The sequence below is a fragment of the Kribbella sp. NPDC004875 genome (assembly GCF_042873375.1).
Taxonomy (GTDB): Bacteria; Actinomycetota; Actinomycetes; order Propionibacteriales; family Kribbellaceae; genus Kribbella.
Genome location: NZ_JBIALI010000005.1, coordinates 298892 through 322848, shown reverse-complemented (window position 1 = coordinate 322848; position 23957 = coordinate 298892). Strand labels below are relative to the sequence as shown.

At 68.8% G+C, this 23957-nt stretch carries 30 protein-coding genes; 21 read left to right on the top strand and 9 right to left on the bottom strand.

Annotated elements, in window-relative coordinates:
• Positions 1–85: 85 nt before the first annotated feature.
• Together ychF and ACFYRH_RS28045 are read right to left on the bottom strand one after the other, a co-directional pair.
• Positions 86–1162 carry a redox-regulated ATPase YchF gene (ychF, locus tag ACFYRH_RS28050; RefSeq protein ID WP_387781598.1) on the bottom strand — a complete coding sequence of 359 codons (1077 nt, stop codon included), beginning with the start codon at positions 1160–1162 and terminating at the stop codon, positions 86–88.
• A 43-nt stretch (positions 1163–1205) separates the two neighbouring features.
• Positions 1206–1736 (bottom strand): GNAT family N-acetyltransferase, encoded by a 531-nt coding sequence (locus ACFYRH_RS28045; RefSeq protein ID WP_387781595.1) that lies wholly within the window; start codon positions 1734–1736, stop codon positions 1206–1208.
• A 65-nt stretch (positions 1737–1801) separates the two neighbouring features.
• Between ACFYRH_RS28045 and ACFYRH_RS28040 the strand changes: the two genes are divergently transcribed.
• From ACFYRH_RS28040 to ACFYRH_RS28000, 9 genes are all read left to right on the top strand, one after another.
• On the top strand, positions 1802–2668 hold the full coding sequence (locus tag ACFYRH_RS28040; RefSeq protein ID WP_387781592.1) for a DUF817 domain-containing protein: 867 nt from the start codon (positions 1802–1804) through the stop codon (positions 2666–2668).
• Positions 2669–2754: 86 nt separating this feature from the next.
• Positions 2755–3522 (top strand): polysaccharide deacetylase family protein, encoded by a 768-nt coding sequence (locus ACFYRH_RS28035; RefSeq protein ID WP_387781589.1) that lies wholly within the window; start codon positions 2755–2757, stop codon positions 3520–3522.
• A 31-nt stretch (positions 3523–3553) separates the two neighbouring features.
• Complete coding sequence (locus tag ACFYRH_RS28030; protein WP_387781586.1) at positions 3554–4528, top strand: methyltransferase; 975 nt, start codon at positions 3554–3556, stop codon at positions 4526–4528.
• A 46-nt stretch (positions 4529–4574) separates the two neighbouring features.
• Positions 4575–5774, top strand: coding sequence for a DNA recombination protein RmuC (locus ACFYRH_RS28025; protein ID WP_387781583.1), 1200 nt, complete (start codon positions 4575–4577; stop codon positions 5772–5774).
• Positions 5775–5846: 72 nt separating this feature from the next.
• Positions 5847–6392: a DinB family protein gene (locus ACFYRH_RS28020; protein ID WP_387781581.1), complete on the top strand. Its 546-nt coding sequence runs from the start codon at positions 5847–5849 to the stop codon at positions 6390–6392.
• 107 nt (positions 6393–6499) lie between these two features.
• Positions 6500–7675 carry a glycoside hydrolase family 64 protein gene (locus ACFYRH_RS28015; protein ID WP_387781578.1) on the top strand — a complete coding sequence of 392 codons (1176 nt, stop codon included), beginning with the start codon at positions 6500–6502 and terminating at the stop codon, positions 7673–7675.
• A 39-nt stretch (positions 7676–7714) separates the two neighbouring features.
• Complete coding sequence (locus tag ACFYRH_RS28010) at positions 7715–8053, top strand: ArsR/SmtB family transcription factor (RefSeq protein ID WP_387781575.1); 339 nt, start codon at positions 7715–7717, stop codon at positions 8051–8053.
• A complete protein-coding gene (locus ACFYRH_RS28005; RefSeq protein ID WP_387781572.1) occupies positions 8050–8502 on the top strand; it encodes an SRPBCC domain-containing protein in 453 nt (150 codons plus the stop codon). The genes ACFYRH_RS28010 and ACFYRH_RS28005 overlap by 4 nt, the downstream gene beginning before the upstream one ends.
• Before the next feature lie 36 nt (positions 8503–8538).
• Positions 8539–9648 carry an SRPBCC family protein gene (locus ACFYRH_RS28000; protein WP_387781569.1) on the top strand — a complete coding sequence of 370 codons (1110 nt, stop codon included), beginning with the start codon at positions 8539–8541 and terminating at the stop codon, positions 9646–9648.
• On the opposite strand, the gene ACFYRH_RS27995 is transcribed toward ACFYRH_RS28000, so the two are convergent.
• Positions 9632–9763: a hypothetical protein gene (locus ACFYRH_RS27995; protein ID WP_387781566.1), complete on the bottom strand. Its 132-nt coding sequence runs from the start codon at positions 9761–9763 to the stop codon at positions 9632–9634. The genes ACFYRH_RS28000 and ACFYRH_RS27995 overlap by 17 nt on opposite strands.
• A 67-nt stretch (positions 9764–9830) precedes the next feature.
• Between ACFYRH_RS27995 and ACFYRH_RS27990 the strand changes: the two genes are divergently transcribed.
• Both ACFYRH_RS27990 and ACFYRH_RS27985 read left to right on the top strand, forming a co-directional pair.
• Positions 9831–10358: a SigE family RNA polymerase sigma factor gene (locus ACFYRH_RS27990; RefSeq protein ID WP_387781563.1), complete on the top strand. Its 528-nt coding sequence runs from the start codon at positions 9831–9833 to the stop codon at positions 10356–10358.
• 3 nt (positions 10359–10361) lie between these two features.
• A complete protein-coding gene (locus tag ACFYRH_RS27985; RefSeq protein ID WP_387781560.1) occupies positions 10362–11000 on the top strand; it encodes a hypothetical protein in 639 nt (212 codons plus the stop codon).
• Here ACFYRH_RS27985 and ACFYRH_RS27980 read toward each other — a convergent pair.
• Both ACFYRH_RS27980 and ACFYRH_RS27975 read right to left on the bottom strand, forming a co-directional pair.
• Entirely contained in the window at positions 10993–12027 is a 1035-nt protein-coding gene (locus tag ACFYRH_RS27980; RefSeq protein WP_387781557.1) for a 4-hydroxy-3-methylbut-2-enyl diphosphate reductase, read from the bottom strand. The genes ACFYRH_RS27985 and ACFYRH_RS27980 overlap by 8 nt on opposite strands.
• A 159-nt stretch (positions 12028–12186) precedes the next feature.
• Positions 12187–12690, bottom strand: coding sequence for an HAD domain-containing protein (locus ACFYRH_RS27975; RefSeq protein ID WP_387781554.1), 504 nt, complete (start codon positions 12688–12690; stop codon positions 12187–12189).
• Between the two features lie 45 nt (positions 12691–12735).
• Between ACFYRH_RS27975 and xseA the strand changes: the two genes are divergently transcribed.
• The 5 genes from xseA to ACFYRH_RS27950 all read left to right on the top strand — a co-directional run bounded on the left by xseA (position 12736) and on the right by ACFYRH_RS27950 (position 17280).
• Positions 12736–13956 (top strand): exodeoxyribonuclease VII large subunit, encoded by a 1221-nt coding sequence (xseA, locus tag ACFYRH_RS27970; protein WP_387781551.1) that lies wholly within the window; start codon positions 12736–12738, stop codon positions 13954–13956.
• Complete coding sequence (locus ACFYRH_RS27965) at positions 13953–14168, top strand: exodeoxyribonuclease VII small subunit (RefSeq protein WP_387781548.1); 216 nt, start codon at positions 13953–13955, stop codon at positions 14166–14168. The genes xseA and ACFYRH_RS27965 overlap by 4 nt, the downstream gene beginning before the upstream one ends.
• Positions 14093–14665: a GNAT family N-acetyltransferase gene (locus ACFYRH_RS27960; protein ID WP_387781545.1), complete on the top strand. Its 573-nt coding sequence runs from the start codon at positions 14093–14095 to the stop codon at positions 14663–14665. Before ACFYRH_RS27965 ends, ACFYRH_RS27960 begins: the two co-directional genes overlap by 76 nt.
• A gap of 104 nt (positions 14666–14769) precedes the next feature.
• Positions 14770–15693, top strand: coding sequence for a hypothetical protein (locus ACFYRH_RS27955; RefSeq protein WP_387781543.1), 924 nt, complete (start codon positions 14770–14772; stop codon positions 15691–15693).
• 9 nt (positions 15694–15702) lie between these two features.
• The gene (locus ACFYRH_RS27950; protein ID WP_387781540.1) at positions 15703–17280 is read left to right on the top strand and encodes an SMI1/KNR4 family protein; all 1578 of its coding nucleotides are present in this window, start codon (positions 15703–15705) and stop codon (positions 17278–17280) included.
• Here the strand turns inward: ACFYRH_RS27950 and ACFYRH_RS27945 are convergent.
• Positions 17270–17896, bottom strand: a complete 627-nt coding sequence (locus ACFYRH_RS27945) for a TetR/AcrR family transcriptional regulator (protein ID WP_387781537.1) — start codon at positions 17894–17896, stop codon at positions 17270–17272. The genes ACFYRH_RS27950 and ACFYRH_RS27945 overlap by 11 nt on opposite strands.
• Positions 17897–17937: 41 nt before the next feature.
• Here ACFYRH_RS27945 and ACFYRH_RS27940 point away from each other — a divergent pair, with 41 nt between their 5' ends.
• Positions 17938–18537 (top strand): flavodoxin family protein, encoded by a 600-nt coding sequence (locus tag ACFYRH_RS27940; protein WP_387781534.1) that lies wholly within the window; start codon positions 17938–17940, stop codon positions 18535–18537.
• A complete protein-coding gene (locus ACFYRH_RS27935; protein ID WP_387781531.1) occupies positions 18537–18857 on the top strand; it encodes a DMT family transporter in 321 nt (106 codons plus the stop codon). Before ACFYRH_RS27940 ends, ACFYRH_RS27935 begins: the two co-directional genes overlap by 1 nt.
• Before the next feature lie 139 nt (positions 18858–18996).
• Here ACFYRH_RS27935 and ACFYRH_RS27930 read toward each other — a convergent pair whose 3' ends face one another.
• Both ACFYRH_RS27930 and ACFYRH_RS27925 read right to left on the bottom strand, forming a co-directional pair.
• On the bottom strand, positions 18997–19650 hold the full coding sequence (locus ACFYRH_RS27930; protein ID WP_387781528.1) for an NTP transferase domain-containing protein: 654 nt from the start codon (positions 19648–19650) through the stop codon (positions 18997–18999).
• 237 nt (positions 19651–19887) lie between these two features.
• Entirely contained in the window at positions 19888–20499 is a 612-nt protein-coding gene (locus tag ACFYRH_RS27925; protein ID WP_387781525.1) for a DUF4245 domain-containing protein, read from the bottom strand.
• A 149-nt stretch (positions 20500–20648) separates the two neighbouring features.
• Here ACFYRH_RS27925 and glpX point away from each other — a divergent pair, with 149 nt between their 5' ends.
• The 3 genes from glpX to ACFYRH_RS27910 all read left to right on the top strand — a co-directional run bounded on the left by glpX (position 20649) and on the right by ACFYRH_RS27910 (position 23211).
• On the top strand, positions 20649–21683 hold the full coding sequence (gene glpX / locus ACFYRH_RS27920; protein WP_387781522.1) for a class II fructose-bisphosphatase: 1035 nt from the start codon (positions 20649–20651) through the stop codon (positions 21681–21683).
• 112 nt (positions 21684–21795) lie between these two features.
• Positions 21796–22740 (top strand): carbohydrate kinase, encoded by a 945-nt coding sequence (locus ACFYRH_RS27915; protein WP_387781519.1) that lies wholly within the window; start codon positions 21796–21798, stop codon positions 22738–22740.
• The gene (locus ACFYRH_RS27910; RefSeq protein WP_387781516.1) at positions 22741–23211 is read left to right on the top strand and encodes a hypothetical protein; all 471 of its coding nucleotides are present in this window, start codon (positions 22741–22743) and stop codon (positions 23209–23211) included.
• On the opposite strand, the gene ACFYRH_RS27905 is transcribed toward ACFYRH_RS27910, so the two are convergent.
• On the bottom strand, positions 23208–23876 hold the full coding sequence (locus tag ACFYRH_RS27905; protein ID WP_387781513.1) for a FadR/GntR family transcriptional regulator: 669 nt from the start codon (positions 23874–23876) through the stop codon (positions 23208–23210). The genes ACFYRH_RS27910 and ACFYRH_RS27905 overlap by 4 nt on opposite strands.
• Positions 23877–23957: the final 81 nt, after the last annotated feature.

The window sequence follows — 23957 nt, the reverse complement described above, 5'->3', positions numbered from 1 at the left end:
CCCGCCACCGACTCAACTACCGGTGGTCAGACGTTGAAGCAGAACTCCACCACGTCGCCGTCCCACTCCCCCAGCTTCATCTTTCTCAGACGTTGAAGCGGAACTCCACGACGTCGCCGTCTTGCATCACGTAGTCCTTGCCTTCCATGCGGACCTTGCCGGCGGCGCGGGCGGCGGTCATGTTGCCGGCGGTCATGAGGTCGTCGAAGGAGACGATTTCGGCCTTGATGAAGCCACGCTGGAAGTCGGTGTGGATGACACCGGCGGCCTCGGGGGCGGTTGCGCCGCGTTTGATCGTCCAGGCACGGGATTCCTTGGGGCCTGCGGTGAGGTAGGTCTGCAGACCGAGGGTGTCGAAGCCGACCCGGGCGAGTACGTCGAGGCCGGGCTCCTCGATGCCCATCTCGCTGAGCATCTCGCGGGCCTCGTCCTCGTCGCCGAGCTCGACCAGTTCGGCCTCGAACTTGGCGTCCAGGAAGATCGCCTCGGCCGGCGCGACCAGGTCCCGCATCTTCTGCAACAGGGCCTCGTCGGCGAGCTCGTCGGCGTCGCAGTTGAAGACGTACAGGTACGGCTTGGCGGTCATCAGCATCAGTTCGCGGATCGCGTCGCGGTCGATGTTCGTGGCGCTGATCGGCGTACCGGCCTCGAGGTGCTTCTGCGCCTCGCGGACCGCGTCCAGGACGGCCGCGCTCTCCTTCTTCAGCCGGGCTTCCTTCTCCAGCCGCGGGATCGCCTTCTCGACGGTCTGCAGGTCGGCGAGGATCAGCTCGGTCTGGATGGTGGAGATGTCGTCGGCCGGCGAGACCTTGCCGTCGACGTGGGTGACGTCGTCGTCGCGGAACACCCGGGTGACCTGGCAGATCGCGTCCGACTCGCGGATGTGGCTGAGGAACTTGTTCCCGAGCCCCTCACCCTCCGACGCGCCGCGGACGATGCCGGCGATGTCGACGAACTGCACGGTGGCCGGGATCACCTTGGCGGAGTCGTACAGCTCGGCCAGCTTCGGCAGCCGGGCGTCCGGGACGCCGACCACCCCGACGTTCGGCTCGATGGTCGCGAACGGGTAGTTCGCGGCGAGCACGTCGTTCTTGGTCAGCGCGTTGAACAGGGTTGACTTGCCCGCGTTGGGGAGTCCGACGATTCCGATGGTGAGTGCCACGGGCGTCAAGGTTACGCGGCCAACACCGAAGTACCCCAATCCGTCAGATCAGGAAGGCCTCGAGCTCGGCGCCGTACCAGCGGTTCGTGCGGCCGATCGGCTGCATGCCGAGCCGGCCGCAGACGGCCAGTGACGCGACGTTGTCCGGGCGGACGACCGCGTAGATCTGGCCCACGCCGGCCTTGAAACCGTGCTCGATCGCTCCCCGCGCCGACTCGGTCGCCAGCCCACGCCCCCAGGCGTCGGGGTGGAAGTGCCAGCCCACCTCGACCTCGCCCTGTCCAGGGGTTCCGTCGGTCGGGTCGGGCAGCGGTACCAGCAGGACGGTCCCCGCGACCGTCCCGGTGGCCCGCTCCTGGACCGCCCAGACGCCGTACGTCGAGTCGCGGTTGCGCTCGTTCCATCGAGCGATCACCTTCGACGCGGCGCCACGGTCGGGCATCACCCGCGGAGCGGCGCCGAGCCAGCGGGACACCTCCCAGCGCCGGTAGATGTCGAACACCCGGTCCCCGTCGGCGTCGGTCCAGTCGCGCACGAGGAGCCGGTCCGTCTCGTAGACCACCTTCGGTTCCATCGCCCACCTCCCGAAACTGTTCTTATTCGTCCCAACCAGGCGACCGCAAGCAACGTCTCCAGTCTGTGACCACCTGGACCGACCGCCTCGGGATCCCTTCACGCTTCGTGTTCGGTTGCTGGCAATTCCTCCGGTTCGGGTGTCTGGAACTGGTGTCGTGCCTGTTCCCGGCGTTCCTGTTCGCGGGCCTGGCGATCTCGAAGTACGTCGCACTCCCGATCGCCCGGTACGACGCGTTGCTGATCTACTGCCTCGCGCTGACGCTGCTGTTCTGGCTGGTCCGGCTGGAGACCTGGCGCGAGGTCGCGGTGATCTTCGGGTTCCATCTGGTCGGGCTCGGGCTGGAGCTGTTCAAGGTGCACGTCGGCTCATGGCAGTACCCGGGTGACGCGGTGACGAAGATCGCCGGCGTACCGCTGTTCGCCGGGTTCATGTACGCCGCGGTCGGCAGCTACATCTGTCAGGCGTGGCGCCGGTTCGACCTGCGGGTGAGTGGCTACCGGCCGCTCCAGACCACGGTGCTCGCCGTCCTGATCTACGCGAACTTCTTCACCCATCACTGGATCCCCGACCTGCGGATCCCGATCACGCTCGGGCTGCTCGTCGTACTGCGTCGCACCTGGGTCTTCTTCACCGTCGGAATACGGCGCTACCGGATGCCGCTCGCGGTCGCGTTCGCGTTGATCGGGTTCTTCCTCTGGATCGCCGAGAACGCGGGCACGTTCCTGGACGCGTGGAACTACCCCGACCAGGTGAACGTCTGGCGGCTCGTCCACCCGGCGAAGTTCGGGGCGTGGTCGTTGTTGGTCAGCATGAGCTTCGTGCTGGTCGCGAGCGTGAAGTCACTCGAGGGCCGGCTGTACCACCGCGGGGGCGCCGCGACAGTCGAGATCTCACCGCAACACAGCCAGGCCAACCAGGCTGACAGGTAAGGCGTCTTTGGTGTGTTGAGGCGCTCCTGACCATCTCGGCCGGGAGCACTGGGGAACTACCGCCTGATTCGCAGTGGGGAGCGATCATGTCCCGAAGGTTCGCCGCGTTCGTCGCGACCGGGGTGGCGCTGGCCGTCGTCGCCGGTTCGCTGCTGGTCCTGGCGCTCGGGCACGAACCGCCGCCGCGGCCCGCCGCCGCGGCCACCCAGACCTCGGTCACACCGTCGCCGATGCCGACCGCGACGCCGACCCTGAACGCGCCGCCGTCGACACCGCACCGGCCGGCGCCGAACCCCACCGCGGCGTTTGCCACCGGCAACAAAAAGGTGCTGTTCTTCAGCTTCGACGACGGACCGGACCCGTACTGGACTCCGAAGGTCCTGCAGGTACTGCGCAAGCACGGCGCGCACGCCACGTTCTTCGAGCTCGGCGCGATGCAGACCGCGCACCCCGGCCTGCGCGAGCAGGTGCTTGCCGCGGGCAACACGATCGGCAGCCACTCGATCACGCATCCGCAGCTCACCGCGGTGCCGGCGGCGAAGCGGCACCACGAGATCTTCGACGGACCGGCGTCGACCTGCTTCCGGCCGCCGTACGGCGCCTCGAACCCGAAGGTGCGCGCCGACATCAAGGCCGCCGGCAAGGTACAGGTGCTCTGGGACGTCGACCCGCGGGACTGGGCCCGTCCGGGGACGCCCGCGATCGTGCACAACATCATGACCCACGCGCACAACCACAACATCATCCTGCTGCACGACGGCGGCGGGAACCGCGCGCAGACCGTCGGCGCGCTGGACAAGGTACTGCCGTTGCTGAAGGCGCAGGGCTACACGTTCCCCGCGATGGACTGCTGACCGACCGGCCCCCGCGGGCGCACAATGCCCCATGGATGCTTCTCGGGAGTTGCTCCGCCTGATCGGCGGATACCAGGTGTCCCAAGCGATCTCGGTGGCCGCTCGGCTCGGGATCAGCGACGCGCTCGCCACCGGTCCGCAGACCCTGGCCGAGCTGGCCGAGTCGACCGGCGCCGACGAACAAGCGCTCGCTCGACTCCTGCACGCCTTGACCGCACTCGGCCTGTACACGGCTGACGACGGGAGCTTCGCGAACACCGAACTCGGGGCGGCGTTGCGGGTCGACGTACCGCGCTCGGTCGCGGGCTGGGCCCGATTCATCGGCACCGGCTCCTACTGGCAGACGTACGCCGCGTTGGAGCAGTGCGTGCGCTCCGGCGAAACCGCGTTCTCGATCGTGCACGGCGAACCGGTGTGGGAGTACCGCGCCAAGCATCCCGACGAACAGGAGGCGTTCGACGCCGCGATGACGTCGATGGCGGACGCGGTCTCGGACGCGGTCGTCACGGCGTACGACTTCAGCCGGTACGAGAGCGTGGTTGACGTCGGCGGCGGGCACGGGCGGTTGCTGAGCGGGATCCTGGAGCGCTACCCGACCATCCACGGTGTGCTGTTCGACCAGCCCGACGTTGTCGCCGGAGCGGATACGGAACGCTTCCAGGTGGTCGGTGGTGACTTCTTCGAGAGCGTGCCGGCGGGCGACGCGCTGGTGCTCAAGTCGGTGATCCACGACTGGGCGGACGCCGAGTCGATCGAGATCCTCCGCAACTGCCGCCGCGCGTTGCCGACCGACGGCCGTGTGCTGCTCGTGGAGCAACTGCTCGACCGATCACCCGATCCTGTTCGTACGGCGTTGTCGGACGTGAACATGCTGATCATGACCGGCGGACGGGAGCGTACGACGGACGAGTATCGCAGGTTGCTCGCGGCCGCCGGGCTCACGCTCGTCGACACGGTCGCGACGGCGGGAACGACGCACGTGATCGAGGCCGCGGCGACTCACTGAACAAGGTTGCCGGAAACTGTCGGTGGGCTTCGGCACTATCAGTGACATGACCGGTACGACGCTGTTGCTGATCCTGCTCTTCCTGATCATCGGGCTGTTGCTGGGTGCTGCGTTCGGCGTGCTCTGGGCGCGCGGGCGGGACGGGTCGCGCCTCGCGCGGATCACCGCCGAGCGGGACGCCGCCGAGGATCGCGTCGTCGAGCTGACCCAGGAGCGGACGTCGGTCGGTCAGCAGATGCGTGGTCAGGCGGTCGTGAAAGAGGCGCTGGATCGCCTGCATGCGCAGCTGAACAAGCTCGAGCAGGGTCGGGCCGCGTGGCAGAGCCAGTTGCATCAACAGGTCAACGAGGTGCGGATGAGCGGCGAGGCGTTGCGTCGCGAAACCGCGTCGTTGTCGACCGCGTTGCGAAAACCGCAGGTGCGTGGGCGGTGGGGCGAGCTGCATCTGCGCCGGACCGTGGAGCTCGCCGGGATGGTCGCGCACTGCGACTTCACCGAGCAGGCGACGACCTTCGGCGAGGACGGCGTACTGCGGCCGGACCTCGTGGTGAGGCTTGCCGAGGGCAAGAATCTCGTCGTGGACTCGAAGGTGCCGTTGGCCGCGTTCCTCGATGCCAGTGAGACCGATGACGCCGACCTCCGCGAGGACCGCTTGCGGGCGCACGCGCGACACCTGCGGACGCATGTCGACCAGCTCGCGGCGAAGGCGTACTGGACGCGTCTGTCGCCGTCACCGGAGTTCGTGATCCTGTTCGTGCCGGGCGAGTCGTTCCTGTCCGCGGCCCTCGACATCGAGCCGAGCCTGCTCGAGTACGCCGCTGAGCGCCGCGTGATCCTGGCGACGCCGACGACCCTGATCGCGACGTTGCGCGCAGCGGCGTACGCGTGGAACCAGTCGGCGCTGACCGAGTCGGCGCAGCAGGTCTTCGAGTTGGGCCGGGAGCTGTACGAGCGGCTCGGGACGATGGGCGATCATCTCGGGCGGGTCGGGCGGTCGCTGACGTCTGCGGTGGAGGCGTACAACGGGACGGTCGGGTCGTTCGAGCGACGGGTCTTCATCACCGCCCGCAAACTCCGCGACCTGCACGTCACGGAAGCCGAGCTGACCGCGATGGAGTCGATCGAGGCCTCGGTCCGGCCACTCACAGCCCCCGAATTCCTGGCCCTCGACGAGGCCCCGCCGACCCACCGCTGGCCCCCGTCTCAGGCCTCACACCTCGCCGACCCCCCTTCCCAAACAGGCTGACACGCCGCTGTCCCGGCCGGCCTTGGTTGTTCCGGAAGGGGAATGTCCGGAAAGGCGGATAGCGTGCTCGGCATGGAGAACGCACCACTGGCCGAGCCGCCGATCGCGGGGACTGAGGCCGACACGTTGCTCGGGGCGCTCGAGCGCAATCGGCGGACCTTCGCCTGGAAATGCGGAGGGCTCGACGCAGCCGGTCTGACCAAACAGCACCCGCCGTCGACGGTGACGCTCGGCGGACTGCTCAAGCACCTCGCGCTGGTCGAGGACGAGTACTTCACCCGCCGGCTGCTCGGCCAAGAGCTCGGCGCCCCGTGGGACACCGTCGACTGGGACGCCGACCCGGACTGGGAGTGGAGCAGCGCGGCGGACGACTCCCCCGAGGAGCTGATGGAGCTCTGGGAAGCGGCGGTCGCCCGCTCCCGCGCCGCCGTCGCCACGGTGCTCGCGACCGGCGACGTCGACCAGCTCGCGCAATGGAAGGGTCGCGGCGGACAGTCGCCGAGCCTGCGCTACATCCTCGTCGACCTGATCGAGGAGTACGCCCGGCACACCGGCCACGCCGACCTGATCCGCGAGTCGATCGACGGCCTCACCGGAGAGGGTGCGCCACAGGGCTGATGTCGGAAAGCCGACAGTGATGAGTTGTTGACAGTCGGTGGCCTCTTCACGGAACGATGAGAGCGCTCTCTCAGGCGGACGTGAGGAGAATAGAGATGCGCTCAAGAATGCGAATTGCCGGTGTTGTCGCGGCTGCGGTGGCTTTGGCCGGCGGGTGGTCGGCGGCACCGCGGCATGCGGCCGAGGCGGCGCAGGACGCCGTACCGTCGACCATTCCGCTCAAGATCACCAACAACTCCGGCCGTGGCGACGCGGTCTACATCTACAACCTGGGCACGAACCTGACGACCGGCGAGCAGGGCTGGGCCGACGCCTCCGGCACCTTCCACGCCTGGCCGGCCGGCGGCAACCCACCCACGCCGGCGCCGGACGCATCCATCCAAGGACCCGGCAACGGCCAGTCGCTGACGATCCAGATGCCGAAGTTCTCCGGTCGGGTCTACTTCTCGTATGGGCAGAAGCTGGTCTTCAAGCTCACCACGGGCGGGCTGGTGCAACCCGCCGTACAGAACCCGAGTGATCCGAACCGGAACATCCTGTTCAACTGGTCGGAGTACACGCTCAACGACGGCGGGCTGTGGATCAACAGCACCCAGGTCGACATGATCTCGGCGCCGTACGCGGTGAGTGTGAACGGCAACACCACCGGGCATCTCAAGTCCGGCGGATACAGCGCCGTCTACAACACGCTCAAGAACACCGCGGGCGGCTGGAGCGGCCTGATCCAGACCGCACCAGACGGCTCGAACCTCCGCGTGCTCTCCCCCTCGTACGGCGTGGAGACCGGCGCACTGCCCGCGAACGTCATGGACGACTACATCAACCGCGTCTGGTCGAAGTACAGCTCGGACACGTTGACGGTCACGCCGTTCGGCGACCAGCCGGACACGAAGTACTTCGGCAAGGTGTCCGGCAACGTCATGAACTTCACCAACGGCGCCGGCGCGGTCGTCACGTCGTTCCAGAAGCCGGACGCGGCGAGTGTGTTCGGCTGCGCGAAACTGCTCGACGCACCGAACGACCAGGTCCGCGGCCCGATCTCGCGCACACTGTGCGCCGGCTACAACCGCTCGACGTTGCTGACGAACCCGAACCAGCCGGACGCCAGTGACGCGGACTTCTACGAGGATGCGGTCACCAACCAGTACTCGAAGACCATTCACGCGCAGATGGCCGACGGCAAGGCGTACGGCTTCGCGTTCGACGACGTCGGCAACCACGAGGCCCTCGTCCACGACGGCAACCCGCAGGACGCCGGCCTGATCCTCGACCCGTTCAACTGACCCTTGACTCCTCGCTTCGTTAGTGGCAACTTACCGTTCGTGGAGACTTACGGATCGCTCGAGGTGGTCGGCCCGGTGCTGGATGCGCTCGGGGACCCGACCCGGCGAGTGATCCTCGAGACCCTGCGGACCGGCGGGCCGTGTTCGGTCGGCGTACTGGCCGAACACGTCCCGGTCAGCCGGCCCGCGATCTCGCAGCACCTGAAGGTGCTCGGCGCGGTCGGGCTGGTGCGGCACGAGTCCCGCGGGACGCGGAACATCTACCGCGTCCACCAGGCGGGTCTCCACGAGTTGCGCAGCTGGCTCGATCAGTTCTGGGGCGACGCGCTGCAGGCGTACGCCGACCACGTGCGGCGGACCGAGGAGGAACGGACATGACTGTGGAACAAGACCTGTCGCCGTTGGTGAAGACCGTTGTCGTACCGGTCGGCGTCGACCGCGCGTTCGAGGCCTTCACCGCGGAGACGTCGGCGTGGTGGCCGCTGTTCAGCCACTCGGTCGGCGAGGAGGCGGCGAACGAGGTGCGTCTGGAGGGCGCCGTCGGCGGCCGCATCGTCGAGTACGGCGCCGACGGTGAGCTCGCCACCTGGGGCACGATCTCGGACTGGGATCCACCCGCATCACTCAGCTTCAGCTGGCACCCCGGCGGCGACCCGTCGGAGGCCGGCCAGGTCACCGTGACCTTCGAGGCGACCGGCGGCGGCACCCAGGTCCAGCTGGTGCACTCCGGCTGGGAGCGCCGCGGTGAGGGCGGCGGCCGGGCCCGCCTCAGCTACGACACCGGCTGGGACTACGTGCTGGGCAAGTACGTGGAGTTCGCCCGATAGCTTCGGGTCACGCTGCACCCGGGGCACTATTGGGAGATGCTCAGTCCTGACGCGCTGGAAGCTTCGTTGCGGCCGCATGGTGAGTCGGTCATGTTGCCGCGGGCAGCGTACGTCGATGCGGACGTGCTCGCCTGGGAGCGCCGGCATTTCTTCGCCGGGACGTGGACATGTCTCGGCCGCGTCGACGAGCTGGCCGGCGGTACGACGTACCGCGAGGTGACCGTTGGTGACATCGCGACCGTTGTCACGTTCGGGGACCGGCCGCGGGCGTTCGCCAATACGTGCCGGCATCGCGGGCACGAGCTGTTGCGGCGCGACGAGACGAGCGACCGCCGCGCGGTGGTGTGCCCGTACCACGGGTGGTCGTACGAGCTCGACGGGTCGGTGAAGACCGCACCGAGGATGGGTGACACCTTCGACCCCACGCCGTACGGGCTGGTCGAACTGCCCGCCGAGGTGTGGCAGGGGTGGCTGTTCGTGAACGCGACGGGTACCGCCGGGGCGTTCGCGGACCACGTCGGTGGGCTCACGGATCTCGTCGCGCCGTATGCGCCGGAGAAGCTGGTACTGAAGGCCCGGCACGAGTACGACGTGGCCGCGAACTGGAAGACGATCGTGGAGAACTACCACGAGTGCTACCACTGCCCGCTGATCCATCCTGAACTGTGCAAGGTGTCGCCGCCGTCGTCGGGCGACAACTGGGACCTGCCCGGCGCGTGGGTCGGCGGGTTGATGGACCTGCGGCCGGACGCCGAGACGATGTCGCTCGACGGCCGGTCGCGTGGAGTTCCGCTGCCAGGCGTGAACCCACGACAGGTCAACTACGTCGGCCTGTTCCCCAACCTGCTGCTGTCATTGCACCCCGACTACGTGATGACGCATCGCCTCGAGCCGCGTACCCCGGGGGCGACCGCGGTCGAGTGCTCCTGGTACTTCCGTCCCGAGGTGACCGACCCGTCGTACGCCGTGGAGTTCTGGGACATCACCAATCGCGAGGACTGGGCCGCGTGCGAATCGGTCCAGCGCGGCGCCGAATCCCCGCACTTCCGGCCCGGCCCGCTGGCACCCGCGGAGGACGCCGTCTACCAATGGGTGACGATGCTGGCCCGCGGGTACCTCGGCAAGCCGCTCAGTACTCCAGCGTGAAGCGCTTGCGGTGGTGGGCGGGCTTCTCGAGCTCGTCGATCAGCGCGATCACGAAGGCGCAGGCGCAGGCGGCGTACGACGCCTGAACATCACAAGCTCCGCACTGTCGGATCACAGCTCAACCTTTCGGAACCCTCGCCTCATCACACTCCTGACCGGATGAGAGCTGGGGGTATGTGGCAATGGATCCAGGACGGGATCGGGAGTTCGCGGACTTCGTGGACGGGCGGTTCACGGCGTTGCAGCGGTTCGGATACCTGCTGACCGGCGAGTGGCATCTCGCCGAGGACCTCGTGCAGACGTCGCTGACGAAGGTGTGGTTCCACCGAGCGTCGCTGCGCAGCGGGAACGCGCTGGAGAGCTACACCCGCACAGTCATGGTGAACACCAGCACCCAATGGTGGCGCCGCAAATGGAAGGGCGAGACGCCGACCGAGCATCTCCCCGAACCGACGCAGTCCTCAGCACAGTCGGAGTACGGCGTCGTGGACGACCGCGACCTGCTGCTCCGGGCGCTCGCCACACTCCCCCGCCGGACCCGCGCGACGCTCGTCCTACGGTACTTCGAGGACCTGCCCGAGGCCGAGATCGCCCAGATCATGGGCTGTTCGCTCGGCACGGTGAAGAGCAACGTCTCCCGCGGACTGGCCAAGCTCCGCGAGCATCACCTGGTCGCCGCCGTCTCCGCCCCTGCCCAGAAGGAGGGCTGAGCCATGACCGAAGACCTGAAGAGCCGCTTCGACCAACTGGTCGCCGAACCACCACCGCCGAGCGCGGTCCCCAGCGAGGCAGTGTTCGCCCGTGTCCGGAAGGTACGCCGCCGCCGCACCGCCGGCGTGATCACCGTCGCCACCACTTGCGTCATCGCAATAGCCCTTGCCCTAGGCAACGTAACGGACATCGGCGGCGCACCCCCGGTCACCAACACCCCCGGCGCCCCGAAGTCGGTGGTCACCGGCCCACCCACAGCCACTCCCGAACCGGCACCCCCGATCAAGGTGCTGCTCAAGCCCTCGATCAAGGGCCGGACCGTCGGGATGACCGTGACGGTGTCCGGCAAGGCGTTCATCCCGACGGCGATCCCGGAGGGCACGCTGCTGCCCGCGGATTCGTTCGTGGACATCTCCGGGGGCACCGACTACTCCTTCGGCGAAGGCATGCCGGGCGGCTCCGACGGCGGTTCGATCGACTGCACGCGGAAGAAGCTGACCACGGGCTCGCAGACGTACGTGATCCCGGAGACGCACGTCTACCAGAAGCCGGGCAGCTACAAGTTCACGTACACGATCCGCTACTGCGGTACGAAGGGCTGGTTCCCGACGACCGCGACGACGCGGTTGACCGTCAAATAGTCCACGCGTGGTCCGAGGTGCCGGTGGTGGGGAGGCCGGCGGCTTTGAGGTCGGTGCGGAGGTCTCGGGGGAGGGCGAAGGTGAGGCTCTCCTCCGCGGTGGTGACTTCCTGTACGTCGGCGTAGCCGCGCTCGGCGAGCCAGCGCAGGACGTCGCGGACCAGCACCTCGGGCACGCTCGCGCCGCTGCTGACGCCGACCGCGTCGACGCCCTCGAGCCAGGCCTCGTCGATCTCGTCGGCGAAGTCGACCAGGTACCCGGCCTTCGCGCCGTGCTCGACCGCGACCTCGACCAGGCGCACCGAGTTCGACGAGTTCCGCGAGCCGACCACGATCATCAGGTCGGCCTCGGGGGCCAGCTTCTTCACCGCGGCCTGGCGGTTCTGGGTGGCGTAGCAGATGTCGTCGCTCGGCGGGTCCTGCAAGTGCGGGAACCGTTCGCGCAGGCGGCGTACCGTCTCCATCGTCTCGTCGACGGACAGCGTGGTCTGCGACAGCCAGACGACCTTCTCCGGGTCGCGGACGACGACGTTCGGCACGTCGTCCGGTCCGTCGACCAGGTGCACGTGGTCCGGGGCCTCGCCGGAGGTGCCGATGACCTCCTCGTGGCCCTCGTGACCGATCAGCAGGATGTCGTAGTCGGTCGCCGCGAACCGCTTCGCCTCGTGATGCACCTTCGTCACCAGCGGGCAGGTCGCGTCGATCGTCTTCAACTGCCGCACGGCCGCCTCCTCGTGCACCACGGGCGCGACACCGTGTGCGGAGAAGATCACCGTCTGGCCCTCGGGGACCTCGGCGGTCTCGTCGACGAAGATCGCACCACGTTTCTGCAGCGTCTGTACGACGTACTTGTTGTGCACGATCTCCTTGCGCACGTACACCGGCGGGCCGTACAGGTCGAGGGCCTTCTCGACCGCCACGACCGCCCGGTCCACGCCCGCGCAGTACCCGCGGGGGGCCGCAAGCAGCACCCGCTTGGTCGTAGTCGCAGTACCGGTGGTGTCAGGCTGGGCAGTCACGGTCCCCATGGTACGGGCCCGGATTCAACGCATCCGGCCGTGGAGAACGAAATCAGCCCCGGCGCAGGACTCGCCGCCCGTGGGTCTGTGAGCAGCATCACCACGAGCATGTCGAGGAGCCGTCCGCCCTGTCCGGACGGCTCCCCCATGGGAGGTGTTACCAGCACGTCAAGAATGCGACGGAAACGCCTTGTCCGCAAAGGGTTTTCCGCCCCACACCCGGAGCTCCTCGAAGTCCCGCTCGGTCAGCCCGGTCGTCGGATCGACGCGGAGAATCAGCTGGTGCGCCCCCGGAAAACGGGTCCGCTCGGTCTCCCCGATCTCGTCGTCCACCCAGGCGAACGGACGATCGCCGACCCACTCCGCGACGTACGGCGTCTTCCAGGAACCGCGGCGTACCGGCTTGCGACCGGGCCACTGCAGAGTGGGGAGCTCCGGCAGGCCGAGGCGCGGCCCGAGCAGGCGGTTCGCCCCGTCCTCCCAGCTGCTCGCCCAGACCAGCTCAAACGTTTTCGCAAGCTCCTTGAGCTGTACGCCGTGACTCGGGTTGAGCAGGATCCGCCAGGTCTTTGCGCCCTCAGTGATCTCGTGCCGCACGTACCCGGGCGGGATTCCGTCGGCCGCGTGGGGGTTGAGCGGACCGTCGACATCGAGCAGCAGCACCGGGCGCATCACTCAACGTTAGTGATTGTCGGTGCTGGGTCGTAGGGTCTGGGGGTGGCATTGGAGACCTCACCGGACGCACCAGCGGCCGTTCGCACGATCGCGAACGGGATCGCCAGCTGGATCAACCAGCTCGGCGCCGTGTGGGTCGAGGGGCAGCTGACCGACGTCTCCATCGGCCGCGGTACGACGACCGTCTTCGGCACGCTGCGGGACACCGACGCGGACATCTCGCTGCGGTTCACCTGCAACCGCCGGGTGTTCGAGGCGGTCGACCCGCCGGTCAAGGACGGCTCGCGGGTCGTCGTGAACGCCAAGCCGAACTTCTTCGCCCGGCGCGGCACGCTCGCGCTCGCGGTCAACGAGATCCGGCACGTCGGCATCGGCGAGCTGCTGGCCCGGATCGAGCGGCTGAAGCAGCTCCTCGGGGCCGAGGGGCTGTTCGCGGAGTACCGGAAGAAGAAGCTACCGTTCCTGCCGCACACGATCGGGCTGATCTGCGGGCGGGACTCGGCGGCCGAGCGGGACGTGCTGGAGAACGCGAAGCGGCGTTGGCCGGCGGTCGCGTTCCGGATCGAGTACGCGTCGGTTCAGGGGCCGTCGGCGGCGGGTGAGGTGATGACCGCGCTGCGGAAGCTGGATGCGGACGAGTCGGTCGAGGTGATCGTGATCGCGCGCGGTGGCGGCTCGTTGGAGGATCTGCTGCCGTTCTCCGACGAGGGCTTGATCCGCGCGGTGTCGAAGGCGAGCACACCCGTGGTGAGCGCGATCGGCCACGAGCCGGATTCGCCGCTGCTCGACCTGGTCGCAGATCTGCGGGCCTCGACGCCGACCGACGCCGCGAAGCGGATCGTGCCGGACGTGCGCGAGGAGCTGGACGGCGTGCGGCTGCTGCGCGAGCGCGGTTCGCGGGCGATCAGGTCGTGGCTGGATCGTGAAGCGCACGCTTTGGCGGCGATCCGAAGCCGGCCTGCGTTGGCGGCGCCGGTCACCGATCTGCAGCGCCGGTCCGACGAGGTCCTGGCGCTGATCGAGCGCAGCCGGCGGACGCTGACGCACCGGCTCGACCGGGCCGGCGACGACATCGCGCACCGGTTGGCGAGTGTGCGGGCGCTGTCCCCGAAGGCGACGCTCGAGCGCGGGTACTCCGTGCTGCAGCTCGCCGACGGGACCGCCGTCCGGGAAGTGGCGCAGGTCGCGCCGGGTGACCTGCTGCAGGCGCGGGTCACCGACGGCCGGTTCGCGGTCGAAGTCAAGTCCGAGGAGAACACGTGAGCGGCGACCGACCCGAGATCACCTACGAGCAGGCCCGCGAGGAGCTCGTCGAGGTGGTCCGCAAACTAGAAGCCGGCGGCACCACGCTCGAGGAGTCGCTGGCCCTGTGGGAGCGCGGCGAGGAGCTGGCCACCACGTGCCAGCGCTGGCTCGACGGCGCCCGCGAACGTCTCGCCAAGGCCCAGGCCGCCCACGAGGAGAAACCCCACTGATCGTCCGGCCGGCGCGCCCGGACGATCTGCCGGACGCTGCCGAGGCGCGGGTCGCGAGTTGGCGGGCTGCGTTCACCGGCCTGGTTCCGCAGGATTTCCTCGATGCCATGGACCCGTCGGCGATCGCGAGCTCGTGGGCCGACAGCATCGCAGCCGGCCGGTCCCGGATCCACGTCGCCGTACGGCACGACAAAGGCATCGGGTACGCCGGAGTCGGCCCCGAGCGCGCTCCGCAGGCACCGCCGACCACGGGTGAGTTGTACGCGCTCTTCGTGCATCCCGACCACTGGGGAACCGGCGCCGGACGGGCGCTGACGGACGCGGCGTGTGACGATCTGCGGGACGCGGAATGTACCACTGTGGGGCTTTGGGTGCTTGAGGCAAATAGTCGCGCGCGCACGTTCTACACGCGGTACGGGTTCACCGAGACCGCCGGCCGTACGTACTCGTCGCTCGGGAAACTCCCGGAAATCAGGCTGATCCGCGACCTGACGTGAAGGTTGCGCAAAGCCGGACCGGTTCGGCGAGTGGTGACCTGATCCGTCACTACGGTGAACCACTTTCCTGAAATTGGTTCACTCGCGTGGAGGATTTACACCCCATGATCGTGCTGATCGTGCTCGGCGTCATCGTTCTCGGGCTCGGCGGATTCGTCGTCTGGTTCCTGAAGATCCGCGACCCGCTGAAGGGCGAGGACTTCTACAAGTTCCACGCCGAGCAGAAGTGGGCCTGGGAGCTGACGCTGTCGCCGGAGCAGGAGCAGGCGTTCATGGCCGGCCTCGAGGCGTACGACGACGACCGCGGCTGCTACCCGATGCGTGAACAGGGCATCCTGCGCGTGCACCGCCCGATGATGCTGATCTCACTGTTCTGGATGACCGAGCAGTTCGCCGCGATGGGTCCGGGCGCCGTACAGGATCCGGCCGGCGCCGTGCAGCACCTGATGGACCGGGCCGCGGACGGTGAGATCCCGGGCGTGCTCTACTACGACGACGAGTGGATGGGCGAGGACGTCGAGCAGATCGACGGCCTGGACAAGTACGCGTTCACCGACGCGATGATGTCCGCGACCCACGCGCAGTCCGTCGACCACGCGTTCGCCGGCGGCTACGCCGACGAGGACAGCGGCTTCGTGGCGATGGGCGTGCTGGCGAAGGACCCCGCGCACGTCTCCCGGATGTACGACGAGGCGTCCGCGATGGGCGGTCCGCAGAAGCCGCTCGACAACCGCCTCGACGTGATACGCGAGGTGATGAAGCCGGTCGACCCGACCCTGATGGATGCGTACGGCCGGGCCGAGGCGGAGAAGAGCAAGTACATCAACACGCTGGTGTTCTGCTTCGAGCGCGTCGTCAAGCGGTACCACGAGGCGCGGCCGGAGATGCAGTACGCCGAACCGCGCGACGTACTGTCCGTCGTCATGGCGCGGATGCTGGAGGAAGGCCGTTCCGGATGCACGTGGACGCGGCCGCCGTCGCGGGAGCAGCACGACCTCGCGCTCGCGATCCTCAGCAATCGGGGCTGAGCGCGCCTCGTGGACAAGCAGCGTGAGGATGCACTGACCGCGATCCTGACCGGGCTCGCCGAACGGATCGCCGAGGCGGCGCCGAAGGGCTGGAAACGCGCGGTCCTGCACGGCTACGCGGCCGGCGACAGCGTGTCCGGACATCGTGGTTTCGGGTTCGTACCCGACGACCTGAACGTGCACGGCGCGAACGACATCGAGATCCATGACAGCCTGTGCGCGATCCACACGTTGCTAGCGGCAACGGAGTACCTCACGATCGATCTGCGACTGGAAGCCCGCGGCCGTTTCCGCGCGGTCCTGAGCGAACGGCTCACCCGCGCGGACGACCGCGGCTTCCGGTACATCCTGGACGCCGGATCCGAGCCGCCGTACCCCGCCGTACCGGCCTCGACCGCAACCGAGGCCGGTGACCCGGACGAAGCGGTCGCCCTGTTCACCGAGTACCACCAACTGCTGCGCGAACTGCTCGAAGAGCGCCCGGAGCTCCCACCGCCGCCACCGGCCGTTCCGGGGCTGCCGAGGGACCTGGCGGCGCTGTACGCCGTGGCCGACGGTGACGGCGGATTCGGTCAGCTGCATGGGTTCTGCTGGTTCGACGCCGAGACGCTCGAGGAGTTGAGCGAGGACCGCTGGTGGGTCACGCGCGGTTGGCGCCAGTACCTCGAACCCGCCGTCTCCGAGTTCGGCCCACCCGGCGCGGTCCGGCGGGTCGTCGATCATCCGGCCTGGATTCCGTTCGCCACCGACACGTTCGGCAACTACCTCGCCGTCGACCTGGCGCCGGGTCCGAACGGGCGACCGGGCCAGGTGATCCTGATCGGTAGGCATCAGTACGCGGGCGCCATCTACGTCGCCGAATCCGTGACCGATCTGCTCCGGCGGCACGTGAAAACACTCAAGGACGGCAACATCGGTCACGACGAGGACGGCAACCTCTGGATCAACTCGGGAGACGCCTACCACCACCAGCGCCGGTACGACGACAACTGCCGGCTGACCGTCAGCGGCCGGGAGGCGGGACCCGTCCGCGGAATGACCGCCGAAACCCGCGAACTGCTGATCCACGACGCACCCTGGGTCGACCTCGGCCCCGTCCGCGGAACTCCATTGCTGAAGCTGGAGGTCCGCAACTGCGCCGGCCTCGACCTGTCGTCCTTGCAGGAAACCCCGGTCGAGGTGCTGGAGCTCGCGGTCGACACGGTCGACCTGGCCGGTGTGCAAGGGCATCCGACGTTGAGTCGCGTCGTACTGCGCACCGAGAAGCCGGTGGATCTCCGGCCGCTCGGATCCTGCCCGAACCTGCACAGCCTCGACCTCACCGCCGCACCCGCCGCGGACGGGGTCGAGCACCTGACCGGCGTGCGTTACCTCCGGATGCTCCGCGCCCAGTGGCAGGCGTTTCCGCAGTTTCCGAAGACGCTTGCCGTCGCCGAGCTCGCCGAGGAACCACTGCAGGAACGCAAGTACTACTGGTCTTTCGACAAGGCCTACGAGAAGCGCCGTCCGACACTCGACGACGCGCTCGAATGGGCCGGGTCCCGCGACGGCGACGTACTGGTCGTCAGGGGGAAGTTCAGGCGCTGAGCAGGTTCTTGGCGATCGCGGCGAGGCCGGCCCGCATCCGGTCGAGCTCGAAACCCTGGGAACGCAGGGCGTTGTGCAGGTCGGCCGCCAGCGGCGCCAGCAGTACGTGCGCCGTGTAGTCGGCGTCGAGGTCCGGACGGGCGGACTCGACCAGGTGCGCGAGGTGCCGGTGCCAGAGGTGGTACGAGCCGATCCGGTAGCGCGCGCCGTCGGAGGCGTTCTCGCTGTCCATGAACAGCTCGGCATGCCGGTCCAGCAGCTCCAGGTACGCGTCGAGGAACGCCATCACCCGGATCATCGGCGGCGCCCCGGGGCCGAGCGGCGGTGGGCCGCTGATGATCTTCGCCTGGAGCTCCTGCTCGCGCTCGTCGAGCAGGGCGACCGCCAGCCCGGCCCGGTCCCCGAACCGGCGGAACACCGTACCCTTCCCCACGCCCGCTTCCGCGGCGATCGCGTCCAGCGACACGTTCTTCACCCCGTGTGTGGTGAACAGCCGATCGGCGGCCTCCAGCACCCGGAGCCGGTTCCGGCGGGCGTCGGCGCGTTCCGGGCGTCGCTCCCCCACGACCGGAAGATCCCGTTGTGAAGCGGACCGCGGTCCGGTACTGTCGTTCATAAGACGGACTGTAGTCCGCTAAAGACTCAGGAGGAAGCACCATGAGCACGAACAACGCCCGGATCGCGATCGCCTACCACTCCGGGTACGGGCACACCGCCAAGCAGGCCGAGGCGGTCGCGGAAGGAGCCGCGGGCGTCCCGGACACGACGGTCGACCTGGTCCCGCTGGACGAGTTGACCGAGGCCGTCTGGGAGCGGCTCACCGCCGCCGACGCGATCATCTTCGGAGCTCCGACGTACATGGGGAGTCCGAGCTGGGTGTTCAAGAAGTTCGCCGAGGAGAGTGTGCGGGTGTGGGCCGCGGACCTCGCCTGGCGGGACAAGATCGCGGCCGGGTTCACGAACTCGAAGGCGATGTCCGGCGACAAGCTCAACAGCCTGGTCGACCTGGCCGTGTTCGCCGCGCAGCACGGGATGATCTGGGTCGGCCTGGACATCTACCCGGGCTGGGCGGAGAGCACCGCGAGTATCGAGGACCTCAACCGGCTCGGCAGTTGGCTGGGCGCGATGGCGCAGTCCGACGCGGACCTGTCCGCGGAGAAAGCACCGCCCGCGACCGACCTGCGGACCGCCGCCGCGCTCGGGGCCCGGGTCGCGACGGTCACGCACCGGCACCTGCGAGGAGCGCTGGCGGCCTGATGGCGTGGATCGTCCTGCTCGCCGCGGCGGCGTTCGAGATCGCGTTCGCGCTCAGCCTGAAACCGAGCGAGGGTTTCAGCCGGCTGTGGCCGACCGCCGGCGTGCTGGTGTTCGGCGTGATCTCGGTCGCCCTGCTGGCGAAGACGCTCGAGCGGCTCCCCGTCGGTACGGCGTACGCGATCTGGACCGGCGTCGGCTCGGTCGGGGTGGTGACGCTCGGGATCATCCTGTTCGACGAGCCGATCACCCCGGTCCGCCTGGCCAGCATCGCCCTGATCGTCACCGGCGTCATCGGCCTCCGCCTCGCGGGCGCCGACTGACCCCGGCTGACCCCGGCAGCTCGCGTGGGCTTGAACACCATCTGGTGAGTAAATACAGGCAATAACCTGTGCTCTCCCAACAGTTCTTGTGCACCGCCACTGCAGTGGGTTGGGCGCGACGGTCTGGCGCCGCCGTGGATCAGGGGGCGGTACGGCGGCGGTGGCGGGTCATCGGGGCTACGGGAAGAGGGTGGGTGTCGAGCGGGAGGTCTGCCGGGACGGGGGTGCCGGAGAGGAGTTGGTGGTACTCGGGCCAGGTGGTGACGCGGGCCGGAACGTTGCCGATGGCATCGACTCTGGTGATCGGGTGGGTGCCTTCGTGGACGGAGTCCCACAGATCGGCGTCGCTACGGAGGGTGCGGAGTTCGCCGAACAGTTCGCGCCCGAACCAGCACGGGTAGCTCTCGCCGTCGTCGTACCGGCAGACACCGATCGGGGTCGCGACCTCGGCGACGAGCGACCAGACGGCGGCCGACGTGATCCCGGGCTGGTCACCGAGCAGGACGACGATCCCGTCGGCCCGCCGGTCGACCGCGTCGAGGGCCGGGACGATCGAGGAACGTCCGGTATCGGAGTGCGGGGACTCGACCACCCGCACTCCGTCGAGGTCGATCCGCTCGTGGACAGCCTGCGAAGAACTGCCCAGCGTCACCACCAACTGGTCGAAGGCGCACTCCCGCGCGCTCTCGAGGGCCGCACCGAACAGCGTGCCGCCGCGGTAGGCCAGCAGCTGCCACGGGGTGCCGAGATGCGGCGATCCGTTGGCACCCAGCAAGATCCCGGTGATGAACATCGGCAGGTCAACCCCTCACCCGGGACGGCGCGACCATGGTGGCCCTTCCGCTAGTCCCCGAGCGTGCACAAGCCGTGCATCGATCGAACCAATTGCCGAGGGCACGTGTCAACGACCGTCCGGAAAGTGGGCGGAATTGCCCGGAAATTGGTCAGCGCACGCACCGGAAACTCAGCGAAACGACCGCACCCGGAAACCCGGAAATCCCCGGCCCGGCCCGCGGCAGCTCAGAACCACTCAGTGCAACGCCGCGGCGAACGTCGCGAGGGCCGGGTACCCGGCATTTCCGGTGACGATCGTGGTCACCCCGGAACCCACCAGAACCAAGGCGTTCTCGCCCTTACGGTCGAGTAGGACCTTGCGTTGCCAGGTCACGCCGCCGACTGTCGCCGTACCGTCCTCGGTGGTTCTGCCGAGCTTGTCGGACAGGTATTTTCCGCCGGAGACATTCGACTGCTCGAGGCCGACGTATTTCTTCTCGTTCGTCACGACGCCGAGATGCCAGGTCATCGGCTCCTGCTGAGGTGAGCGGAACTCGACGCTCGTCGCCGTCCACCCGGACGGCATCGGCTCCGGTCCGCGGACCCAGGACGCGGCCTTCCGGGCGTCCTGCAGTTGCGCGGTGTATTCGACGGCCTTGACGGTCTCCTGCTTCGGCCGCCAGGTGACGATGATCAGGAACGCGACCACGACGAGGCAGATCAGCAGCGCGACCACCATGTTGCCGACGGTCTGCGACTTCTGCTTGTCCCGCCGGTACGCCAGGCGGTACTCGTTCGCCTCCGCCTGGATCTGCGCCTTCTCCCGCGCCGCAGCCTCGTTGGAAGCATCCTGACCTGTGGAACTCATGCCCACAGTGTCTCGCGAGGCGCAATCCGCCCGAACACCCCCCAGGGTCGTTGGCTACGATCCGTTGGCATGAGCGAGCGCAGCGAGCGACCAACAGGCAGAGCCGAGCTATCGCTCATGCTGGAGCCGAGCGGCGGCGAGGTGGAAGCATGAGCGATCCGACCACTCCGCCTGCCCATCTGGAGGTCGAGGCTGATGCGCCAGACCGGAACCTCGCGCTCGAACTGGTGCGGGTCACCGAGGCCGCGGCGATGGCGGCGGGGCGCTGGGTCGGCCGTGGCGACAAGAACGGTGCCGACGGCGCGGCCGTGAACGCTATGCGGACGCTGATCGGCACCGTCGGGATGAACGGCGTGGTGGTGATCGGCGAGGGCGAGAAGGACAACGCCCCGATGCTCTACAACGGCGAGCAGGTCGGCTCCGGCGAAGGACCGGAGTGCGACGTGGCGGTCGACCCGGTCGACGGTACGACGCTGGTCGCGAAGGGCATGGCCAACGGGATCGCGGTGATGGCGGTGGCCCCGCGGCACGCGATGTACGACCCGTCCGCGGTCTTCTACATGGAGAAGCTCGTCGTCGGCCCGGAGGCCGCCGAGGTGGTCGACATCCGGCTCCCGGTCGCGGAGAACATCCGCCGGGTCGCGAAGGCGAAGGGTTCCACGGTCGACGACGTCACCGTCGTCCTGCTGGACCGGCCGCGGCACGAGGACCTGGCCCGGCAGATCCGGGCCACCGGCGCGCGGATCAAGTTCATCTCCGACGGTGACGTGGCCGGCGCGGTCGAGGCGGCCCGGCCGGACACCGGTCTGGACATGCTGCTCGGGATCGGCGGTACGCCGGAGGGCATCATCGCGGCCTGTGCGATGAAGTGCCTCGGCGGGAAGATCCAGGGCAAGCTCTGGCCGCAGGACGACGCGGAGCGGCAGAAGGCCCTGGACGCGGGCCACGACCTGGACCGGGTGCTCGACACCGGCGACCTGGTCGGCGGCGACGACTGCTTCTTCGTCGCGACGGGCATCACCGACGGCGAACTGCTCCGCGGCGTCCGGTACGGCGGGTCCACCGCGCGCACCCACTCACTGGTGATGCGATCGCGCAGCGGCACGATCCGCAGCATCGAGAGCGTCCACCAACTGTCCAAGCTCCGCGCGTACTCCACGATCGACTTCGAGCACGCCCGATGAGCACGGTATCTTCGGCCGGGCCTCCGGCGCCGGCCCGGTCTTTGGGCCGCGGCTCCGAGCCGTCCCTCGCCGCCCCGCTTCCGATGCTCCTCAGTCCCGGCCGGGAGGCCCAGTGACCGTACCTCTGCTCGTCGTCGGTGAGGCCCTCGTGGACATCGTCGGCACTGCGGCCAAACCGCGTAACGGGAACGGCAGGACCAAAGCGACGCCCGGCGGGTCCCCGGCGAACGTCGCGGTCGGGCTGGCGCGGCTCGGCGTACCGACGGAGCTGGTGACGCGGTTCGGCACCGACGCGTACGGCGATCAGCTCGGCGCGCACCTGTTCGGGAACGGCGTACAGCTGGCGCCCGGCTCGGTCGACCCGACGTTCCGGACCAGTACGGCGACCGCGACGCTGGACGCCGCCGGAGTCGCGACGTACAAGTTCGACATCACCTGGGAGCCGCCGGCGCTGTCGCTGTCCCGCGGCTGTCCGGCGATCCACACCGGGTCGATCGCGACCGTGCTGGAGCCCGGCGCGGCGGCGATCCGGGAGTTCCTGGAGTCGGTCGCCGACCAGCCGGTGACCGTCACGCTGGACCCGAACGCGCGCCCGAGCATCACCCCGGACCCGGTCGCGACCTGGGAAGCGGTACGGGCGCTCGCGGCCTCGAGCGACCTGGTCAAACTCAGCGACGAGGACTGCGAGTTCCTCCGGCCCGGTCGGTATCCGGAGGACATCGCGGAGGAGCTGCTGACCGCGGACCGGACCCAGTGCGTGGTGATCACCCGCGGCGGCAAGGGCGCGCTCGGGGTCAGTCGCGACGCGAAGGTCGACGTGACCGCACCGGTGATCGAGGTCGTCGACACCGTCGGCGCGGGCGACTCGTTCATGTCGGCACTGATCGCGGGCCTGGACGCGCGTGGGATGCTCGGCGAACGGCGGCTGACCGGACTGACGTTCGAGGACCTGCGGGACGTCGTGGACTACGCGGTGAAGGCGGCGGCGATCACCTGCACCCGCCACGGCGCCGACCCGCCGACCGCGGCCGAGCACACCGCGAAGTGGGGTTCATGAGTGTCCGCCGAGACGTGGGCCGCTGAGCTCGAGTCCAAGGGCAGCGTGGAGTTCCCGCCACGCCGCGGCCGGCTCGTGGTCCGGCTCGCCGGTTTCGGCATCCTGATGGTGGCGTCCGCGTGGACGAACGTGGACCACCTGCAGTCCGACGGGTTCTCCGGCACCCTCAGCGTGCTCCGTCTCACCGCGCTGGCCGCGTTCGTCTACGGGACCGCGCTGACCGCGTGGCAGCTGATCACCAATCGCCCCGTGGTCCGGGTCGACGCCGACGGCATCAGCCGCGGGCGGAACCTGCCCTGGTCCGGCATCACGAGCATCGACGGCCCGGCCGGTCTGCCGCTCGCCCGGACGGTGCAGGTCACGCCGGCGGACCGCCGTACCCGGCCGATCTCGATCCCGCAGGACAACGTCGAGGATCTGGCCGCGCTCACGCCCTGGCTGCGATCACTTCTCGAACAGCACCGGAACTAGACCACCGAGCTCCGCACCGCGCTGAGGTGCTCGCGGGCGCGTGTCGCGGCCAGCTCCGGGTCCTTGGCGCGGATGGCGTCCGCGATCGCCTCGTGCGCGGCCTGGTCGTGCCGGTGGCGATGTTCGTCGTCCAGCTTCAGCATGTCGATCATCGCCCGCCGGATCCGCGGCACGAACGTGTCGAACAGCTCCGTCAGTACGGCGTTGTGCGCGGCCGTCACCACCGCGCGGTGGAACGCGAGGTCCGCTTCGATGTACCAGTCGTCGGGCGCGTTCGCCGCCGCCCGCTTCCGGTCCGCGAGTGTGTAGCGGAAGTCCTTCAGGTCCGCCGGCGTACGACGGGTCGCGGCCAGCCGGGCGCCCTCGGTCTCGATCGCCAGGCGCCCTTCGAGGACGTCGGTGATGTCGGCCTTCCGCAGTACCTTGTCCCAGTCCTCGGCGGCCTGGAGCGCGATCACGAACACGCCCGCGCCCTGCCGGCTCTCAAGCACCCGGCGCCCGGCCAGTTCGCGCACGGCCTCCCGGATCGTGGACCGTCCGACCCCGAGCTGCGCCGCCAGCGTGGTCTCGCCGGGAAGCTTCGCGCCGAGCGTCCACTCGCCGCTCCCGATCCGGCGCAGCAACTCCTCGGCGGCCTGTTCGGCAAGCGGGTGACGGCGAATCATCTCGGTAGTCTAAGGGAACTCAGGTTGTCAGCTTGTCTGAGGAGTTGATAGCGTGCTCGGCATGCGCAAGCTTCCGGGTCT

Excerpts from the sequence above, each read along its gene's own strand:
- ACFYRH_RS28045 (WP_387781595.1), bottom strand. The coding sequence starts at position 1,736 with ATGGAACCGAAGGTGGTCTACGAGACGGACCGGCTCCTCGTGCGCGAC.
- ACFYRH_RS28035 (WP_387781589.1), top strand. The coding sequence starts at position 2,755 with ATGTCCCGAAGGTTCGCCGCGTTCGTCGCGACCGGGGTGGCGCTGGCC.
- ACFYRH_RS28030 (WP_387781586.1), top strand. The coding sequence starts at position 3,554 with ATGGATGCTTCTCGGGAGTTGCTCCGCCTGATCGGCGGATACCAGGTG.
- ACFYRH_RS28025 (WP_387781583.1), top strand. The coding sequence starts at position 4,575 with ATGACCGGTACGACGCTGTTGCTGATCCTGCTCTTCCTGATCATCGGG.
- ACFYRH_RS28020 (WP_387781581.1), top strand. The coding sequence starts at position 5,847 with ATGGAGAACGCACCACTGGCCGAGCCGCCGATCGCGGGGACTGAGGCC.
- ACFYRH_RS28015 (WP_387781578.1), top strand. The coding sequence starts at position 6,500 with ATGCGAATTGCCGGTGTTGTCGCGGCTGCGGTGGCTTTGGCCGGCGGG.
- ACFYRH_RS28005 (WP_387781572.1), top strand. The coding sequence starts at position 8,050 with ATGACTGTGGAACAAGACCTGTCGCCGTTGGTGAAGACCGTTGTCGTA.
- ACFYRH_RS28000 (WP_387781569.1), top strand. The coding sequence starts at position 8,539 with ATGCTCAGTCCTGACGCGCTGGAAGCTTCGTTGCGGCCGCATGGTGAG.
- ACFYRH_RS27990 (WP_387781563.1), top strand. The coding sequence starts at position 9,831 with ATGGATCCAGGACGGGATCGGGAGTTCGCGGACTTCGTGGACGGGCGG.
- ACFYRH_RS27985 (WP_387781560.1), top strand. The coding sequence starts at position 10,362 with ATGACCGAAGACCTGAAGAGCCGCTTCGACCAACTGGTCGCCGAACCA.
- ACFYRH_RS27980 (WP_387781557.1), bottom strand. The coding sequence starts at position 12,027 with ATGGGGACCGTGACTGCCCAGCCTGACACCACCGGTACTGCGACTACG.
- ACFYRH_RS27975 (WP_387781554.1), bottom strand. The coding sequence starts at position 12,690 with ATGCGCCCGGTGCTGCTGCTCGATGTCGACGGTCCGCTCAACCCCCAC.
- ACFYRH_RS27955 (WP_387781543.1), top strand. The coding sequence starts at position 14,770 with ATGATCGTGCTGATCGTGCTCGGCGTCATCGTTCTCGGGCTCGGCGGA.
- ACFYRH_RS27945 (WP_387781537.1), bottom strand. The coding sequence starts at position 17,896 with ATGAACGACAGTACCGGACCGCGGTCCGCTTCACAACGGGATCTTCCG.
- ACFYRH_RS27940 (WP_387781534.1), top strand. The coding sequence starts at position 17,938 with ATGAGCACGAACAACGCCCGGATCGCGATCGCCTACCACTCCGGGTAC.
- ACFYRH_RS27935 (WP_387781531.1), top strand. The coding sequence starts at position 18,537 with ATGGCGTGGATCGTCCTGCTCGCCGCGGCGGCGTTCGAGATCGCGTTC.
- ACFYRH_RS27930 (WP_387781528.1), bottom strand. The coding sequence starts at position 19,650 with ATGTTCATCACCGGGATCTTGCTGGGTGCCAACGGATCGCCGCATCTC.
- ACFYRH_RS27925 (WP_387781525.1), bottom strand. The coding sequence starts at position 20,499 with ATGAGTTCCACAGGTCAGGATGCTTCCAACGAGGCTGCGGCGCGGGAG.
- glpX (WP_387781522.1), top strand. The coding sequence starts at position 20,649 with ATGAGCGATCCGACCACTCCGCCTGCCCATCTGGAGGTCGAGGCTGAT.
- ACFYRH_RS27905 (WP_387781513.1), bottom strand. The coding sequence starts at position 23,876 with ATGATTCGCCGTCACCCGCTTGCCGAACAGGCCGCCGAGGAGTTGCTG.